We start from the raw sequence: 16,571 nt of genomic DNA, 5'->3' as shown, positions 1-16,571 counted from the left end.
TCATAAAAAATGATCATTTTTTTCTACATCATAATGAGATGAGTCTACCTTAGGCCAGTTATAAAATGCAGGATCTGTCTTTTCTTGTATATGTGCAAAGTTTGTTATAGCTTGAGCTAGTTTTTCTGCAGAACCAATTTTTTTTCTTGATCTAATTACAGAACCAATTCCAATACTAACATTCCATAAAAGCGAAAGGCCTAGGCCAGCTCCACTGGCAATGAAGACCCAATGTGGAATAGAAAATCCAGCACAAAGGGGAGCTCTTGAAGTAGTGCCTGTAACAAGCAGTCCAATTCCTATAATAATAGTTATTAGTGACAAGAACAAAAGCAAAGAACCTATTAATGAGGCAGCGTGGAAGCGTAATTGATTTAGCATGATATTTTGAACATCATTGCAGATTTGAATGGTGGGATCTTTCTCTTTTTGAGATATGGATAAATTTTTCTTAAGAAAAGAAGAGATCTCATGCATCTGCTTCAATTTGTGGCAAATATGTGTCAATCGAGCAATAATCATAACTGATCGGTAGCCTGAAAGAGCTATAGAAGAGACTGCGACCATAATAAGATATGCTAAGGTGGCAAGTATGTACAATACAAGAAAAAATGGAGAGCAAATGATTTTAGCCATTTTAAAAGGGCTTATTATTCCAAGGGTTTTTTTAGCAGCGTTCTCAAAAATTTTTTTAGATAATTTAAAGGAACATGTAGCAATATTTTCAGAATGATTCGCTACTAAAACAAGATGAAAGCCTTTGTAAGAAATGTCTTCGCCTTTTGCTAAAGCGTAAACGTATGCTGGGACCTCTGCTTTTTTGGAAGTATGTAGGGTAGATATAATTGAACAAGCAGAAACAATCTGAGAGCTAACGATAGGATGTACCATAAGTATCCTTAACCTTTATTTATGCAAAAAAAGAAAGGGCTTATCGCATTATTTTATATATAAATCAAATTTTAAATAGATAATATTAAAAATAAAATTGATTTAGGCAAGGGCCATTGTTTGGACAGCATGGACAATTTGCTGCGCTGAATGATTGCTTTTGTTTTTACGATGCATAGAAATGATGCATAAAGAAATATTCCAAAGAATACCTAAACAAAAAGATGTTCCTGCGCTCATTAGGAGTACTTGTTGAAGAGAAAGTCCATTAAGACTAGAAGTTAATCCAATGTCACCTAAAACACATCTTAAAATTGCTATTAGTAGGATAGCTGACAAAATCACGATAGAAATACCAATTGTAGAAGCTATATGATATTGAAGCTGACTTCTAATTGTTTTGCGTGCTTGTTTAAATGCTGATTTAATAACAGATAGTGATTGATTAGAAAGGTGAGAGTAGGATGTATTTTTTTGAAAATTTATAAAAGGGCGAGAATATGCTTTTTTTAAATTTTTACTTCTAAAATATAAATTTACAACTCGATTGACAACACGAATTAATCGATAAATAGAAAGTATTGTCAAGATCCCTAAGGTTGTAATGGCAAGAATGGGTAAAACAGTTTTATGAATATATGGAGTATTGAGCGATAAAAGAACAAGATGGGCTATGATACTGGTTAAAAAGATGATAATAGCAATTATAGTTGTTTTTTTTGCTATAGCAGATCTTTGTTTAGTAATTGTGAGATAAGATTGAGGGTTTCCTGAAAGAGAAGCATCTTTTGCAGCTAAAAATACATATTCTGAAACTTTTGCTTGATGGGATGCTGGTAGATTACTGATGCATGTAAAAAATTGGCTTCTGTAACTATTGAAAGGGTCTATGGTCATAATTAAAATGTCAGGTTGTTTTCATAATATCTAAAATAAAAAAATCATAATAGATCAATTGCATTAATGATGCCATATATTTTAATATTGGTTAATAATCAATTTGTTGTTTTTTTTTAATTCAATAACATGTAGTTAATCACATTCTAAAAGATTATTTTCTTTGAAAAAAGGTATTATCATTGCAATTGATTCTTCACTAGATGATGGAGTTTTCCCACAAAGTTCTGTGTTAAGTAGCCTTTGTGGAGTAGGGCATGATGCTTGAATAGAAAGTAATTCACTTTCAGTTAGTAAATCAGGCTCAAGCATCCGAAGAGCAACAGCGCTATTTATTGCATGCACAGTAATTTTTACTTTTATTTTTTTTGGGTTAACGCATAGTCCATCGTGTTTTCTGCATATTATTATTATTAAAATAGTTCCTTGCGCCATGCCTGTTAGGCCAGATAGAATAGCTAATGTAGAAGATTGAGAGCAGAAAGGAACGTTGTTATCAGTTTGCATATAGCATACGTAAGAAATGAGCGTGCTTCCTATTCCAAGAGTCTCTCCAAATATTTCTAAAGCAAGATTATAAATAAGTTTAAATCGTTTTCTAAGTCTTTTTTGCGAGCGAGGAATTTTTGTGGTAATGACTCGCAATGCTCTTACAGTTTGAATGACAGATCCCACCATCAAGCTAGATCCTAAGACTGTTAAAGCTGAGCCAGTAATTAAGCATGCCTTTGCGGGAGTATTGATATTTCGACTAGTAGAGATAATGCTTGTTTCAGAAGGTGATGATGAAGGGGAAATCTGAGAGGGGATTTCGCAGATACTCACTAAGGCAATGCCAGCCAATCCCAGTAAAGTTGCTGATACTATCTGAAAAACAGTTACGCTATTTCTTTTTAGATTGATGTAGAGTTGCTTTCGTGTAGTTGGGATATGTTCGCTAATGCGAGAAAAGGTGTTATATAGTGGTTGCATAATACAAGTGTTTAAAAATTAGTTGGATGTGTATTTAAGATAATTTAGTCTGTAGAAAAGTAATTGTATTTTTAAAAAGTTCCTAATATTGGAAGAGAGGCTCAAAAAAGAAGCAGGATTAATTAACAAATGAAGAAAATTATTAAATATTTGTTCATTTATTTCAATATTTGTTTTATGAAAAAAGATTTTTGCTGAAAATACTAATAATTAAAAAAACTTGAACAAGCAATTGTTAATGTAGGGACAGTTTTTTTCTAAAGCTGTTAGTGCAGGTATAATACATTTATGAAAATTTCTTGGGTCTGCTTGAGATTTTTTTGATAGGCCATGTAGAGAAGGGCTTTTAAGCGAAAAGATAAAGGTCGTTTTTAAGAAAATTTTAATGATACAGATTATGATATTTACATAGGGAGAGCTGTTTTGTTTCACTAAACAAGTGTTTTTTTTAACTTCATGGATTCTTTTATCTAGGGAAAAGGTTGATTGTATAAAGAGCTTATCCTTGAATTGGCTAGTTTTGTTCTCATTGATTTTAAGTTGCTTATATTTATTTTTTTTATTGTTGGTGTAGGATGTGGCTAATAGCTAGAGAGATATTAGTCATTAATGAAAAAAGGTAATGACTTAAGAATGTTTTTTGTGATGGTAAAGTATACTGTAATCAAAAAATAATTTTTATTTGTTTTTTGTAATATTAGAATTGATGTGAGATGACTTTATTAATTAAAATTATTAATAAGATAATATTTTAATGAAAAAGTTTTATGAGTGGTGTAGGAAATATAGGAGGATTTAATAAACCTTCTAGCCAAGGTGCTGAAGGCTCTGATCGTTTAGATGGGAGACCCCAGGGAAGTAAAATAGGAGGAGGAGGATTATTTGCTAATAGATTCTTTGTAAGCTTAAGGAGTAATAGTGAGCGTGTTGCAGCTACAGCCAAAAAGGCCTGTAATCTTATGGCGTTCAATTCAGTAGCTGTATTAGGAGTGAGTGTTGGAGTAATCAGTAGAGGGTTAGTTAAAGTAGCTGAATGGTTTAGGAATTTATTGGGTAGGGTACGAAATATGAGATCTGGATCTAATGAAGCAAATGTGCTGAGTTCTCGAGTAACAACAGCTGCTAATTTGCGTACTTCAACTACTCCAATATTGCCTCCTCGTCCATTATATGGCAAAGCTACAGAGGTTAATGCTTCTGTGTTTATGGATGAATTAAAACAAAAAATAGAAAAAAGAAGGTCAGAAGCAGATGAAGTAAGGCCATCACCAGTTTCAGTAAAGCCAAAGGTCGATAGTGGCTCTAAGTCAGGATCATCTGTTAATGCAAGGCCAGGTTTGACTTTAGGGCCGCAAGCACCAGTATTTATGAAAGAGTTAAAAGAAAAACTAGCTGAAAGAGATAAAAAAAAGAAATAATAAGAATATTTAAATTAATCTGTAAAATTTTTAACAAAATGAAAATATTAAGTTGATTAAAGTTGTAATATTTAATTAAAATTATATTAATGAAATTAATCTTTTTTTGGTAAGCATTGTGAGTGGTATTGGAAATTTAGGTGGATATGGTAGTTCGCCAAGTCAAGGAAGCCTGGGTCCTGAAAGGGAGAGTGGGAGAACGCAGAAAGGAAGATCTAGTAGTGGTACATCTGAAGTTAAGGGTCATTCATGGAGCGCAAAAGGTGTTAGTCAAAATGCTCAGACAGCAGCATCAAAAGTGAGAGCAGCAGTAGGTTCAGCTGTTAGTATGATGGGAAGAGCATTTAGCTTTATTGGCAAAGGTCTAAATCGTTTAGGTAGAGGTATTAAAAATCTTGGATCAAGCTTGTTAGGAAGGATTCGTGGTGGTCGGGGGTCAAAAAAATTTGGAGAAAATACATCTGTGGTTTTTAGACGTCACCTTGATGGAGAAGATGATGTTTTAATAAGACGTTTTAGTGATTCGCAAGATAGTTTGAGAGATGATTGGGGGAGTGATGATTCAGACGCCCGAGCACCTAGCGATGCTGATCACATTGTCATGGGAGAGTTGAAACAGGCGTTAGCTAAAAGAAAGCCTTATGAGGATGACAGCCGTCCATCTACTACAGGAGAAGGTCGTGGTGAAGGTGGGATCGTTTCGCCCAGATCTAAAGTAGATCTAGAGAAAAGGCCAGAAGTTGGTGCAGGAGTCTTGCAAGAATTAAAGGGTGTAATAGATAAAAGGGCGCAATCTGGTAAAGCATCAGATTCTGCTTCAGTTCCAGCCAAGGGTGTAAAGCCTCCAATATCTCCTAAGCCTAAAACTTCTTAAATAAGTAGGGGATAAATTTTTTTATCATAGTTTATATATCTTTTTATAAAAAAGAGCCTTATTAAGGCTCTTTTTTTTTGTTTTTATGATTTTATATTTGCAATTTTTTAATATTAAAGTTGATTAACAAGGTATTTTATATTTATAATATTAATTATAAAAAAAATGTTTTCTTGAGGTGTTGTGAGTAGTATTGGGAATATAGGTAATTTTTCTGCATCTTCAAGTCAAGGGAGTAACGATCCTGATAAGTCAAGTAATAAGAGTCGTAAGAGTAGTTTAAGTAGCAATGCGTCTAGTGTTGGCTCATCTTCTTCACGAGGTGCTGTTAATAGTGACACAAGCTCTTTAAAAGAACGTTTGAGTAATATTTCCTCAGATGCCTTGGCCAGTGGAAAAAGTCTGAAAGATAGTTTAACCAAAAAGGCGCATGTACTTCAAAAAGGCTTTTCAAGAGTGGGGGGCGCTATTGCTAATATGGGGCGAAAAGTCTTATCCCGAGGGAATTTGGGTGCTAGTAGCTCTTTGGCATCTGGTGTGACAAGTTCTTCTATTCCTGTCGCTTTCCCCAAAGGAATGGAAGAGAAATACCAAGCTATTGCTAATAGAGATCGATGGTATGGTATGAAGGCAAAGAACAGGCCCTCAGGTGCTGCATTGGTGCCAGGCAGGCCTCAGCCAGCTCCAAGGGTGAAATCGTCAAGCAGCGGTCTTGATAAGTCTCAACTTAAGTCGCTTACCACATTGCCTTTTGGAGAAAAACCTATTCCAGCCCCTAGAGTGTTTTCAGGAGGAAAGCCTATTCCAGCCCCTAGAGTGTTTTCAGGAGGAAAGCCTGCCCCTGCTCCTAGAGTGTTTTCAGGAGGAAAGCCTGCCCCTGCTCCTAGAGTGTTTCCTGGAAGAAAACCTGTGCCAGCTCCTAGAAGGCAAAAAAATGAGGCCAGTTAGGATTTTAGTGGTGGATGATGTGCTGATGTCAGTGTGTAGAAAAACATCTACATGTAAGAATAACTTTTTAATTGTATAGACTGTATTTAGGGGTATTTAGAATTGTAAATAAAAGACAAGGTCTGTTTAAAAAAATATTTTTATTATAAAATGTTAAATTTTTTACCTTATATTAATAATAATTTGAAAGGATTGTGTTTATTGTTTAAAATCAGACTTTATATAAATAAAACTTTATTAAGAAAAATATAAATTAATGTTGTTGTGTAATTATGTCTTTAAATTTTTCTAAAGGTAAGTATTCAAAGTCTGCATCTTTGTCTAATAAATCTAAAAAAAATCAGCAAGCAATTCCTAAAAAAGTTATAGGGATATTTAAAGCATCATCTTCTTATATTGAAGACTCAGCTTTAGTAAAAGTCGCCACGCAAGCATTTAATTTTTTAAGAAATAGTATTCAAAAATTCACTAAAGAGTTAATGCCTAAGGAAGTTAAGCATAGCTATGCAGTAAAGTCAGAAAAAGTAAATGAGGAAAGTTCGCAGAAAACCTCTTTTATAGCACAGCAGCTTAAACTATCTACTTTAAATAGTAGTCACAAGCTAAAAGTGAAATCAGCTAAGAAAAAATATAAAGATTATCTTAATAGAAAATCTACTCTCCCCAAAAACATATCTTCTAAATAAGTAATAGGCTCAAAAATTAGGCTTTATACACTCAGCATAATATCTGGAAGAGATCTTTTATGTCTGTATTGTTTTATTAATAATTTATTGGTAATTGATATTAATTAAATAAAAATACAATTCTTTATTTTAATATTAATAACGATTCTTGTTAAAATTAGTTATTAGTTAAATATAATTTTATTGTGTTATTATGTCTTCTATTACAGGTGGTGGCAATTATCTACCAGCAGATAATGCTTCATTAGGTGGGGCCTCATCTTTAGGGAAATCAGGTTCTGGTTCTTTGCGTGCAGAAGGAAAGGGCATGAGTGATAAATTGCGTGCTATTTGGAAGAGGTCTTCTGAAGGAAGTGGTGGAGCAGCTGCTTCTTCTCTTTCTGAAAAAACGTCAATTACAGGGTCTTTAAAAAATATTTCTTTTAAATCTGAAAATGGTAAAGCAAAGGGTCTTGCAGGGCGTGTATTAAAGTCATTTAAAAAGGCATTTACGTCAGGTAGTTCTTCACAGAGTTCGAAGAAGCCAGAGCTTTTGGAAGTTCCTCCGCCTACTTCTCCAAGATTATCAGAGAAAGGTAAAAGGGGAGTATTTATTGTTAAAGGTAATTTGCCAGAAGGATTTGAAGGAGCGATTAGACAGCTTGAAAAAGATTCTTTTAAACCAAAAGTAACACCATTGCAAGGCTATTCTGGTGGCAAATCATTAGCAGAGCAGTTAAAAGCAGCAATTGTTTTACCTGCTCAAGGTAGCCCAATGCCTCGCTCTTCAGGTAATGCAGCAAAGGTGAGTTCAGGGACGCCATCATCAATCGTTACAGGAGGTAGACCTGTACCTAATCAAAGTAGGCCAGGCACTCCAAGGCCAATTCCAGCAAGAGGAACTCCAAAGCCAATTCCACTATCCACAGCAGGCAAAACATCTGGATTGAATCCTAATCAGAGTAGGCTAGGAACTCCAAGGCCAATGCCAGCAAGAGGAGCTCCAAAGCCAATTCCACTATCCACAGCAAGCAAAACATCTGGATTGAATCCTAGCTGGGAGGAAAGGAAGCTGAAGCAAGGAAAGGCGTTAAGTAGCCAAGGACCAGGAACGCCAAAAGCTATACCACCAAAAAGAAGCAAGCTGGGTAATACATATCTTGGTAAAGGTGAGAAGAAATTTGATTCATTAGAGAGAACTTCTCCAGAAGTAAAAGAAAAAATAGATATTTTAAAAAGAAGATCCCAAGCAGATCCTAAGGATGAATAAATAAAATAGATGTCATTTTTTTAAAATAAAATATAAAAAATTGTTTGGTTAGATATGTCATCTATTTTTAGGCGTAATGATGAAGAGCTAGGTCAAAAATCGTTGTTTCTTGGTGTAGAAGAAGGGTTGCTGGCCTATAGTAATGACCATATGCAGGGGGGTATAGATTTTTCTGATCAAGAGCAACATCTTGATGCAGAACTGCCAGGTCTTACACATTTGCATGATATTCAAGAATCAGTGCAATTGCAAAAAAAAAATCTAATAAAGGTTTATGCGAGGCCAAGTTATTTAAGCTTAATTTATCATAAATTGTCTTCATTGGCTTCTTGGTTTATAAAGGGGTAGTATATAACTAATTTGGCTCATGAATTAAGGTTTAAACATCTAGTTTATTAGGTAGATAGTTTGTAAGGTAGAAAATCTAAAAAATAGAATGCCTTAATAAAATAAAAATAATATTTATTGTTTTTATTTGTATAAAAAAAATATAATAAATCAGTTTTATTTATAAGAGAGATTTTTGATTTAATAATCATATTATGAGTACACCATCTAACGGCGCAGCTAGATTAGCTAATTGGTTTGTGCAAAATTCTCCTCCTTCATCTCCTTTTTTGGGAGATACAAGCAATAAGAGTAACGAAGTTTTAGATGCAAGAGTATCAGCATTTGCAGTACCTTTTTTTCAAAATAATTCTATGGGAGCATCGTCTTCTCCTATTCCAATAACGCAAGCAAGTGGTCAAGGGAATATAGGTGCATCATCTAACGGCGCAGCTAGATTAGCTAATTGGTTTGTGCAAAATTCTCCTCCTTCTTCTCCTATTCCAATAACGCAAGCAAGTGGTCAAGGGAATATAGGTGCATCATCTAATGGAGGGGATAGATTAGCTAATTGGTTTATGCAAGATTCTCCTCCTTCTTCTCCTATTCCAATAACGCAATCAGGTGGTAAAGAAAGCAGGAGGTTAAAACGATCTTTTTCTTTTTTAGGTCCCAAGGGTAATAAAATAAAAAAGCTTAAAAAAGGTGATGATTGTCAGGCAACAGATCCGCCCTTAAAAAGGATGCCTTCATATGAAGAGATAAAAGGGGATCCATCTTCATCTTGTCCATCTATATATGTATGTGGATTTCCTTTTACTGGAGAAGCACCACTAGATAAGTCTTTATCAGAAACTCATAATTCAGAGGAGATGGATCTAGCAGAAGAGATGCTATTTAAGTTGTCTCTAGAAGATGGTGCAGATTCATCTGAGGAAATTTATACTCCAATGGTCGATGTTAATTCTGGAGATAGAAAACGCTGCTCTAGTTCGTCAAGTGATCTAAATTTAAGAAAAAGTTATCCATTATTATTTCAGTCAGTAGCGCATAGAGAGAGATATTTGCAGGAAAAAGAGAGTGTTCAGAAAGAGTGGGAAGAAAGGCAACAACAAGAGGCTGTGTCTTTACCTCCTGAAGACATGTCGGCTACAGAATTAACACCTTCATTTTCTACTACTTCTTCTAGTTTTGGGGGTTCATTGTTTGAAGGTAGAGGACCACGAATTCGGCATGTAACTTTTTCTTCAGATGATGGATCTGTTGACAGTTCTGGTAGACAATCAGGTAAGAGTTCAAGTCCATCATTATTTGGATTTTTAAGAAATTCTTTTCGTGCAATAAGTGTAAGAAGTCGAGCTAATTCTAATGAGGTGGACTCAGGAATTCCCTCATCTGGTGATGCTTGATATTTTGAAAAGAGTAGTTTAAGCAAACTTTAGAAAAATCAAAAATACTTAATGGCATATAAAAAAGAAAATTTTAAAAAAAATTATTCTAACAAAGATTCATGGTTAGCTTGTTAAGTTTTTTATCTTTTAAACAAAATTTTTTCTTAGACAAACGCTATTGTGTTTTATCTGTTAAATATATTTAATTTTTTATATGCCTCTATATAGGAATTAACATGATTGGCAGAGATAAGCGGACGTTCGATAAAAAGATCTGGGAGCGCTACCTTGCGAATAAAGCTATTGAAGATAGAGATGCTTTAATAGAACATTATCTTTATTTGGTAAAGTGTGTTGTTAGTAAGATGGGCAGCACATTGCCCTCTCATGTAAAATTAAATGATCTTTATTCTTCAGGGGTCCGAGGGCTTATTAGATCGGTAGAAAAATATAACCCTGAGCGGGGTAGTCATTTTGAAGGCTATTCAATGTTTTTAATAAAAGCGGCTATCATTGATGAGTTAAGGGAAAATGATTGGATTCCAAGAAGTGTTTATCAGAAAGCAAATAAGTTAAAACAAGTCATGGAATCTTTAAGTCAGGCTTTGGGTAGAGAGCCCACTGATGAGGAAGTGTGTCAGCATTTAAAAATATCAGCAGGAGATTATGAGGTATTGCTTAATACAGTCAGGCCAGCTGTTTTTATATCTTTAAATGGTACAGCTTATAATAATGAAGATGCGTTACCATCAGCAGCTGAAACTATAGCAGATAAAAAAGCGAAGACAAGTTTAGAAGAAGCGGAACGCAAAGAACAGGCTTTATTTTTGGAATCAGCTCTTAAAGGACTCAATAAACAAGAGCAAGAAGTGCTAGCTCTTTATTATTATGAAGAAAAAACTCTTAAAGAAATTGGTAAAGATTTAGGGGTAAGTGAGTCTAGAATTTGTCAAATCCATACTAAAAGTATTTTAAAGTTAAGAAATTCTTTATCTTTTGTATCAATGGATCGTAAATGAAAATAAATACTTATTTAAGTGTTTTAATAGATTCCTTTTATTTTAAGTTTTTGATAAAAAATTATCATTTTGATCTTTATTATGAAAATTTATTTAACAAGTAAGGAGGCTTTTTATTGCCTCTTTACTTGTAAGTGATTAATATTGCAGTGTGCATTACACAAAAATATGCTTTTTTAATGCTAACGTACAACAAGAGCAAGATGATAAAGTTTTTATTTAAAAAATTGCGCGATTTTTTTTCTGAAATTGGAGAATGGTTTTTCTTTGCAGGAGATGCATTAGGAAGTATTCGAGAGGGAATTCCTTCTTGGCGTGTAATTATTGATCATAGTTATCGTATAGGTATTGAGTCAGTGCCATTAATGGTAGTGACAGGTGTATTTATTGGCATGGTATTAGCTCTACAAGCTCATCATCAATTATGTGATAAGGGATTAGCTGATGCTATAGGACTTTTTGTTGTTAAAAGCATGTTGACAGAAGTAGGCCCTACTTTAACAGCTTTTATGATTGTTGGTCGGATAGGTGGAGCTGTAACAGCTGTGTTACGTTCTATGATGGTGACAGAGCAAACAGATGCTTTACATTCTATGGGTGTAGACCCTCTTAATTATCTAGTGCTTTCAAGGATACTCGCAGGGTTGATTATATTACCAGCCTTAACAATTATTACTGCAATTTCTGGTATTGTTTCAGCTTTTGGGTTGACTGTTATTTTAGGAATGTCTCCACAAGCTTATTGGTCAATGGTTGTAGGACATGCAGGTCTTGATGACATGTTATTATGTATAATTAAAGCAGCAGTATTTGGTTTTATGATCACTTCTATAGCTTGTTTTAAAGGGTTTAAAAAGACGTTTAAGGCAGAAGGAATTGATAAAGCAGCAGGAAAAAGTGTTACAGCGTCTTATATGACTATTTTATTTTTGAATTTCTTTATGACAGTTATATCTAATTCTGTAACCCGTTTTTGTAAGGTGGGGTTATGATAAAAATTGAAAATTTATCTAAATTTTTTGGAAAAAAACAAGTTTTAAATAACCTTAATCTTGAAGTTAAAAAAGGCCAAACATTAGTTTTATTAGGTGCTTCTGGGGCAGGAAAAAGCATTTTATTACGTCATATTTTAGGGCTAGAAGTGCCTGATGAAGGAAAGATTCTTATTCGTGGAAAATGTGTTACAGGTTTAAAGGGAAGGGCTTTAAGGCAGGCGCTAAAAGGTACTGGTATGTTATTTCAAAATGGTGCTCTTTTTGATTTTATGACTGTTGAAGAAAATGTAGCTTTTCATCCCCATACTCATGGTAAAAATGGTGATAAAGTATCTTTTTATACACCTGATGAATTGGATGATAAGGTCGCTGAATCTTTAGATATTGTTGGTCTTAATGGAACTCAAAAATTAATGACTGGACAACTTTCTGGTGGCATGAGAAAACGAGTGGCCTTGGCAAGATTATTGATTTATCGTCCAGATATTCTTTTATATGATGAGCCAACAGCAGGACTAGACCCATCATCAGGACTTCTTGTCGGAAGATTAATTACAGAGATTCAAGAACGATTAAAAGCGACTTCAGTGGTGGTTACTCATGATATTGGATCTGCTTTGCAGATTGCTAATGAAATAGCCTTACATGAAAAAGGATGTATTGCAGCCCATCAAACTATTGAAGAGTTTCAAGACGCCCCTCATTCACTTTTTAAAAAATTTTTAGATCAAAAGGACAACACACCAAAATGAAAAACAAAAAACATATATGGGTGGGTGGTTTATTGGCAGTTAGCGTTCTCATTTTTACAGTTTTATTTGCAATAATTCGACCATCTTTTGGTAATGGGAAAACTATTATTAGAGTGGGTGTATCTGATATTCAAGGCATTGTGCGAGGATCTCGAGTTAATTTAGCTGGACGTCCAGTAGGCAAGGTATTTGATATTAAAGAGATTGTTGATGCCAGAAGTTATCCAGCTGATCCTTTTGGAGATCTTTGTTTTTATGAAATTCTTTTAAAAGTAGATTCTCAAGTAAAAGTGTATACCTCAGATAAGATTGTAATTGCTGCTCCAAATTTTATGGGTGAAAAATCTGTAATGATTATTCCAGGATTATTAAAGAATGGAAAAGAAGATGTTACAGGTAAGTTTTTATATGCTGAAAGTCCTTCTTCTGTCCAAGATAAATTAAGTAAAGCTGGTATTCTTTTAGATAACCTGTCAGCATTTTTTTCAAGAAATGAAGTAGCAACAGAAGTAGTTCTTCAAAAAGTGGCACATTTTTTTGATACTATGGATAAGCAATTTCAAGAAACTGATGTAATTTTTAAACAATTAATGGATTGTTCAGTTCATTTAAAATCTGTAGTAGAAAAAGCACAAGAAGTAATCTCTGCAATTGCAGCTGTTGATCCTGCTAAAGAAGTGCAAGCTACAATAGAGCATATGAATCAATGTATCCATTCTTTTAAAACTCAAAATGATTTGCTTTATCCTGACTTAATTCAAGTAACAGCAAATTTAAATGGTCTTTTGAATACAGTTCGTTCCCATGGTCTATTATTTCAATTTAGTAAATCATGGAAAAAAGAAAGAAAATTTTCTTTATTACAGGAAAAACAAAACAAAAAAAAATCTTGACAGAAGGCGACTTTTTTTGTTTAGATGCATCTCCTCTAATGAATGCTATAAAGTACTCTAAGCAGGAAAGATTATCTTAACTATTGGGAAGGCGCATGGTATCCCGAGCTCCCTATTCAGCTTTAGAGAGAGGAACGTTATTAGTCGCTTCTCCAGATCAAACGAAGGGTATTTTTTCTCGTAGTGTGATATTGATTTGTGATCACGGTGTTAGTGGATCCTTTGGGTTGATTATCAATAAGCATTTAGATTTAGAAGTTCCAGAAGAAATTTTTTCTCAAGAAAAAGTTATTAATCAGCATGTAGGATTTCGATCTGGAGGTCCTTTGCAGACAACTCAGATGATGATTTTACATTCAGGAGAAAGTGCTGCAGCTGATGCGATGCAAATTTGTCCACAAGTACATTTAGGTGGAGACCTTGCTTTTCTTAGTAGGATGATGATGAATCCAGAAGGTCCTCATATTCTTCTTTGTTTTGGTTATGTGGGATGGCAAGAGGGTAAGCTAGAGCAAGAATTTCTAGATGGTATTTGGTATCCATATCAATCTTCCTCTGATTATGTTTTTTATCGAGATCCTAGTAAATTATGGGGTGATATTCTTAAAAATATGGGTGGTAGATATGCTTCATTAGCTACAGTCCCATCAGATATTTCTTTAAATTAGTTTTAAATCTGGTCCATAATTCTATTCCTATTTAGAGTCCTATTTATAGGATTTAAGAGAGCTAATAGGGTAGAAATTGAAGCATCAACAAATACACTCAACAAATGATGATTACATTCATTTAGATACATTAAAAAGCATATTTTTTCATCAGCTTAATTATGTGTTAGTTAAAGATACTAAAACAGCTACTCGGAGAGATATTTTTTCTGCAGCAGTGCTTACAGTAAAAGAATATATAGCACAGCAATGGTTGCAAACACAGCATAATTACTATCAGCAAGATGTTAAGCGTGTGTACTATATTTCTATGGAATTTCTCATGGGACGCAGTTTAAAAAATCATATGGATAATCTGGGGTTGACAGAGGCTTTTATTAGTTTATTTAATGAATTAGAATATGATTTAGAACATTGTATGACACTTGAAGAAGATGCAGGTTTAGGCAATGGAGGATTAGGTCGTTTAGCTGCATGTTTTATGGATTCCATGGCCACATTAGGTATCCCAGGTTATGGATATGGTATTTGTTATAAATATGGGATTTTTTCTCAAAAAATTGAAAATGGAGAGCAAGTCGAGTATCCAGATAATTGGTTGCGTTATGGAAACCCATGGGAGTTGTGCTGTGGAGAGTTTCTTTATCCTGTATATTTTTATGGAAAGACTACAGTGATTAATACTCCCCAAGGAAAAACTATAAGACAGTGGGTAGATTATGAAGAAGTGCAAGCAATGCCATATGATATGCCAGTACCAGGATTTCGTAATAAAATTGTGAATACACTAAGGCTATGGCAAGCTATATCCTCAGATGGGTTTAACTTAAATAGTTTTAATCAAGGGGACTATTTGCAGTCAATTAAGGATTTAGCAGCTGTGGAGAATATTTCATGGATTCTTTATCCTAATGATAATTTTTCACAAGGAAAAGAGTTACGTTTAAAACAGGAGTATTTTTTAGTTTCTGCTACTATTCAAGATATTTTAAGACGTTTTACGCAAACACACCTTGATTTGAATATCTTACAAGATAAAATTGCCATTCAGCTTAATGATACACATCCAGCTCTTGGAATTGCTGAAATGATGCGATTATTAGTAGATAGTGAGGAACTTTCTTGGGAAAAATCATGGCAAATTACAACGAAAGTCTTTAATTATACAAATCATACAATTCTTCCAGAAGCTTTAGAAAGATGGACAGAGGACTTGTTTAAAAAGGTATTACCTCGGCATTTGGAAATTATTCAAGAGATCAATAGAAGATGGTTAAAACAAGTGGCTATACATTACCCAGATAATGATCAAAAGCTAAAAGCGCTTTCTATTATGGAAAAAGGAGAGTATGAATCTATGGTAAATATGGCTCGTTTAGCTATTGTAGGATCAGCAAAAGTTAATGGAGTGTCTAAATTACATTCTAACTTATTGAAAGAACGTGTTTTTCAAGATTTTCAAGAGATCTTTCCTAATAAGTTTATTAATAAAACGAATGGTATTACTCCTAGAAGGTGGCTTAAACAGTGTAATCCTAAAGCTGCTTCTTTAATATCGTTGCGGATAGGAGAAGATTGGTTGTACCAATCTTCTAAGCTTGCATTATTGAGAAATCATATTTCTGATCATTCTTTTGTAAGTGAATGGGATTTAGTTAAAAGAAACAATAAGCAAATTTTAGCTCAGATCATTAAACAAGACACAGGAATCATAGTAGATCCTGCATCATTATTTGATTGTCATGTAAAAAGAATTCATGAATATAAACGACAATTATTAAACATTTTAAGTGTTGCAAATAGTTATGTAAAAATAAAAGAAAAAGGAGAACGACCTCTTATTGCAAGGACAGTAATTTTTGGAGGAAAAGCAGCACCAGGATATATTTTAGCTAAACAAATTATCGCTTTTATTACTTCTATTGCTCAGGTTATAAATAATGATCCAGAGGTTTCTGATTGTTTAAAAGTTATTTTTCTTCCTGATTACAGAGTTTCTTTAGCTGAAAAAATTATTCCAGCAGCAGACTTATCACAACAAATTTCAACAGCTGGCTTAGAAGCTTCTGGGACAGGGAATATGAAATTTTCTCTGAATGGAGCTCTTACAATAGGAACTTGGGATGGTGCTAATATTGAAATGGCAGAAGAAATAGGTAAGGATAAAATGTTTATCTTTGGTTTAAAAGAAGACGAAATAGCAAAGAAACAATCTTCTTATAATCCTGTAGAATTGTTAAAAACAGACATTGAATTATCTCATCTTTTACAACTGATTTCTGAAGGATATTTTAATGAAGCTAATAAAGAGTTGTTTAAACCTTTATTGAAGAGATTAACTGTTCATGGAGATCAGTATTTTATTGTAGCAGATTTTAATGACTATCAAAATAAACAGAAAGAGGTAGAAAGACTTTTTCTGGATAAGATCTTGTGGAATCAATGGTCTTTATTAAATGTCGCTGGATCAAGTTTCTTTTCTTCTGATAGAACAATTTATGAGTATGCTTCAGAAATCTGGGGTGTTAATGGCTTAACAGATAGGACAGGCCTATCTAAACCTTTTAAGGGTTTTGGGGTAAATCAATAAA

Annotated in this window: 16 protein-coding genes; 13 read left to right on the top strand and 3 right to left on the bottom strand. The window is 33.8% G+C overall.

Going from position 1 to position 16,571, the window contains the following annotated elements:
* The 3 genes from CLAVI_RS02215 to CLAVI_RS02205 form a co-directional block, all read right to left on the bottom strand.
* The gene (locus CLAVI_RS02215; RefSeq protein ID WP_194843967.1) at positions 1-891 is read right to left on the bottom strand and encodes a hypothetical protein; all 891 of its coding nucleotides are present in this window, start codon (positions 889-891) and stop codon (positions 1-3) included.
* A gap of 102 nt (positions 892-993) precedes the next feature.
* Complete coding sequence (locus CLAVI_RS02210; protein ID WP_194843966.1) at positions 994-1,788, bottom strand: hypothetical protein; 795 nt, start codon at positions 1,786-1,788, stop codon at positions 994-996.
* Positions 1,789-1,923: 135 nt separating this feature from the next.
* On the bottom strand, positions 1,924-2,760 hold the full coding sequence (locus tag CLAVI_RS02205) for a hypothetical protein (protein ID WP_194843965.1): 837 nt from the start codon (positions 2,758-2,760) through the stop codon (positions 1,924-1,926).
* Between the two features lie 767 nt (positions 2,761-3,527).
* Between CLAVI_RS02205 and CLAVI_RS02200 the strand changes: the two genes are divergently transcribed.
* The 13 genes from CLAVI_RS02200 (at position 3,528) to CLAVI_RS02140 (ending at position 16,570) form a co-directional block, all read left to right on the top strand.
* Complete coding sequence (locus CLAVI_RS02200) at positions 3,528-4,178, top strand: hypothetical protein (protein WP_194843964.1); 651 nt, start codon at positions 3,528-3,530, stop codon at positions 4,176-4,178.
* A gap of 118 nt (positions 4,179-4,296) precedes the next feature.
* Positions 4,297-5,052: a hypothetical protein gene (locus CLAVI_RS02195; RefSeq protein WP_194843963.1), complete on the top strand. Its 756-nt coding sequence runs from the start codon at positions 4,297-4,299 to the stop codon at positions 5,050-5,052.
* Positions 5,053-5,235: 183 nt separating this feature from the next.
* A complete protein-coding gene (locus CLAVI_RS02190) occupies positions 5,236-6,000 on the top strand; it encodes a hypothetical protein (RefSeq protein ID WP_194843962.1) in 765 nt (254 codons plus the stop codon).
* Between the two features lie 272 nt (positions 6,001-6,272).
* Positions 6,273-6,686: a hypothetical protein gene (locus CLAVI_RS02185; RefSeq protein WP_194843961.1), complete on the top strand. Its 414-nt coding sequence runs from the start codon at positions 6,273-6,275 to the stop codon at positions 6,684-6,686.
* A 193-nt stretch (positions 6,687-6,879) separates the two neighbouring features.
* Complete coding sequence (locus tag CLAVI_RS02180; protein ID WP_194843960.1) at positions 6,880-7,935, top strand: hypothetical protein; 1,056 nt, start codon at positions 6,880-6,882, stop codon at positions 7,933-7,935.
* Between the two features lie 54 nt (positions 7,936-7,989).
* Positions 7,990-8,283, top strand: coding sequence for a hypothetical protein (locus CLAVI_RS02175; protein WP_194843959.1), 294 nt, complete (start codon positions 7,990-7,992; stop codon positions 8,281-8,283).
* 194 nt (positions 8,284-8,477) lie between these two features.
* Positions 8,478-9,671: a hypothetical protein gene (locus CLAVI_RS02170; RefSeq protein ID WP_194843958.1), complete on the top strand. Its 1,194-nt coding sequence runs from the start codon at positions 8,478-8,480 to the stop codon at positions 9,669-9,671.
* Between the two features lie 218 nt (positions 9,672-9,889).
* Positions 9,890-10,672, top strand: a complete 783-nt coding sequence (locus CLAVI_RS02165; RefSeq protein ID WP_194843957.1) for a FliA/WhiG family RNA polymerase sigma factor — start codon at positions 9,890-9,892, stop codon at positions 10,670-10,672.
* A 203-nt stretch (positions 10,673-10,875) separates the two neighbouring features.
* Positions 10,876-11,664: an MlaE family ABC transporter permease gene (locus CLAVI_RS02160; protein ID WP_194843956.1), complete on the top strand. Its 789-nt coding sequence runs from the start codon at positions 10,876-10,878 to the stop codon at positions 11,662-11,664.
* Positions 11,661-12,419 carry an ABC transporter ATP-binding protein gene (locus tag CLAVI_RS02155; protein ID WP_194843955.1) on the top strand — a complete coding sequence of 253 codons (759 nt, stop codon included), beginning with the start codon at positions 11,661-11,663 and terminating at the stop codon, positions 12,417-12,419. Before CLAVI_RS02160 ends, CLAVI_RS02155 begins: the two co-directional genes overlap by 4 nt.
* Positions 12,416-13,312: an MlaD family protein gene (locus CLAVI_RS02150; protein ID WP_194843954.1), complete on the top strand. Its 897-nt coding sequence runs from the start codon at positions 12,416-12,418 to the stop codon at positions 13,310-13,312. Before CLAVI_RS02155 ends, CLAVI_RS02150 begins: the two co-directional genes overlap by 4 nt.
* 95 nt (positions 13,313-13,407) lie before the next feature.
* Positions 13,408-13,980, top strand: a complete 573-nt coding sequence (locus CLAVI_RS02145) for a YqgE/AlgH family protein (protein WP_194843953.1) — start codon at positions 13,408-13,410, stop codon at positions 13,978-13,980.
* Between the two features lie 76 nt (positions 13,981-14,056).
* Positions 14,057-16,570, top strand: coding sequence for a glycogen/starch/alpha-glucan phosphorylase (locus tag CLAVI_RS02140; protein WP_194843952.1), 2,514 nt, complete (start codon positions 14,057-14,059; stop codon positions 16,568-16,570).
* Position 16,571: the final 1 nt, after the last annotated feature.

Source organism: Candidatus Clavichlamydia salmonicola (genome assembly GCF_015356765.1).
Lineage (GTDB): Bacteria > Chlamydiota > Chlamydiia > Chlamydiales > Chlamydiaceae > Clavichlamydia > Clavichlamydia salmonicola.
The sequence above is the reverse complement of the archived record's forward strand: the minus strand, read 5'-3'. Positions and strand labels throughout refer to the sequence as shown.

Coding starts and splice junctions, on each gene's coding strand:
- CLAVI_RS02215 (WP_194843967.1), bottom strand. CDS start 891: ATGGTACATCCTATCGTTAGCTCTCAGATTGTTTCTGCTTGTTCAATT.
- CLAVI_RS02210 (WP_194843966.1), bottom strand. CDS start 1,788: ATGACCATAGACCCTTTCAATAGTTACAGAAGCCAATTTTTTACATGC.
- CLAVI_RS02205 (WP_194843965.1), bottom strand. CDS start 2,760: ATGCAACCACTATATAACACCTTTTCTCGCATTAGCGAACATATCCCA.
- CLAVI_RS02200 (WP_194843964.1), top strand. CDS start 3,528: ATGAGTGGTGTAGGAAATATAGGAGGATTTAATAAACCTTCTAGCCAA.
- CLAVI_RS02185 (WP_194843961.1), top strand. CDS start 6,273: ATGTCTTTAAATTTTTCTAAAGGTAAGTATTCAAAGTCTGCATCTTTG.
- CLAVI_RS02180 (WP_194843960.1), top strand. CDS start 6,880: ATGTCTTCTATTACAGGTGGTGGCAATTATCTACCAGCAGATAATGCT.
- CLAVI_RS02175 (WP_194843959.1), top strand. CDS start 7,990: ATGTCATCTATTTTTAGGCGTAATGATGAAGAGCTAGGTCAAAAATCG.
- CLAVI_RS02170 (WP_194843958.1), top strand. CDS start 8,478: ATGAGTACACCATCTAACGGCGCAGCTAGATTAGCTAATTGGTTTGTG.
- CLAVI_RS02165 (WP_194843957.1), top strand. CDS start 9,890: ATGATTGGCAGAGATAAGCGGACGTTCGATAAAAAGATCTGGGAGCGC.
- CLAVI_RS02160 (WP_194843956.1), top strand. CDS start 10,876: ATGATAAAGTTTTTATTTAAAAAATTGCGCGATTTTTTTTCTGAAATT.
- CLAVI_RS02155 (WP_194843955.1), top strand. CDS start 11,661: ATGATAAAAATTGAAAATTTATCTAAATTTTTTGGAAAAAAACAAGTT.
- CLAVI_RS02150 (WP_194843954.1), top strand. CDS start 12,416: ATGAAAAACAAAAAACATATATGGGTGGGTGGTTTATTGGCAGTTAGC.
- CLAVI_RS02145 (WP_194843953.1), top strand. CDS start 13,408: ATGGTATCCCGAGCTCCCTATTCAGCTTTAGAGAGAGGAACGTTATTA.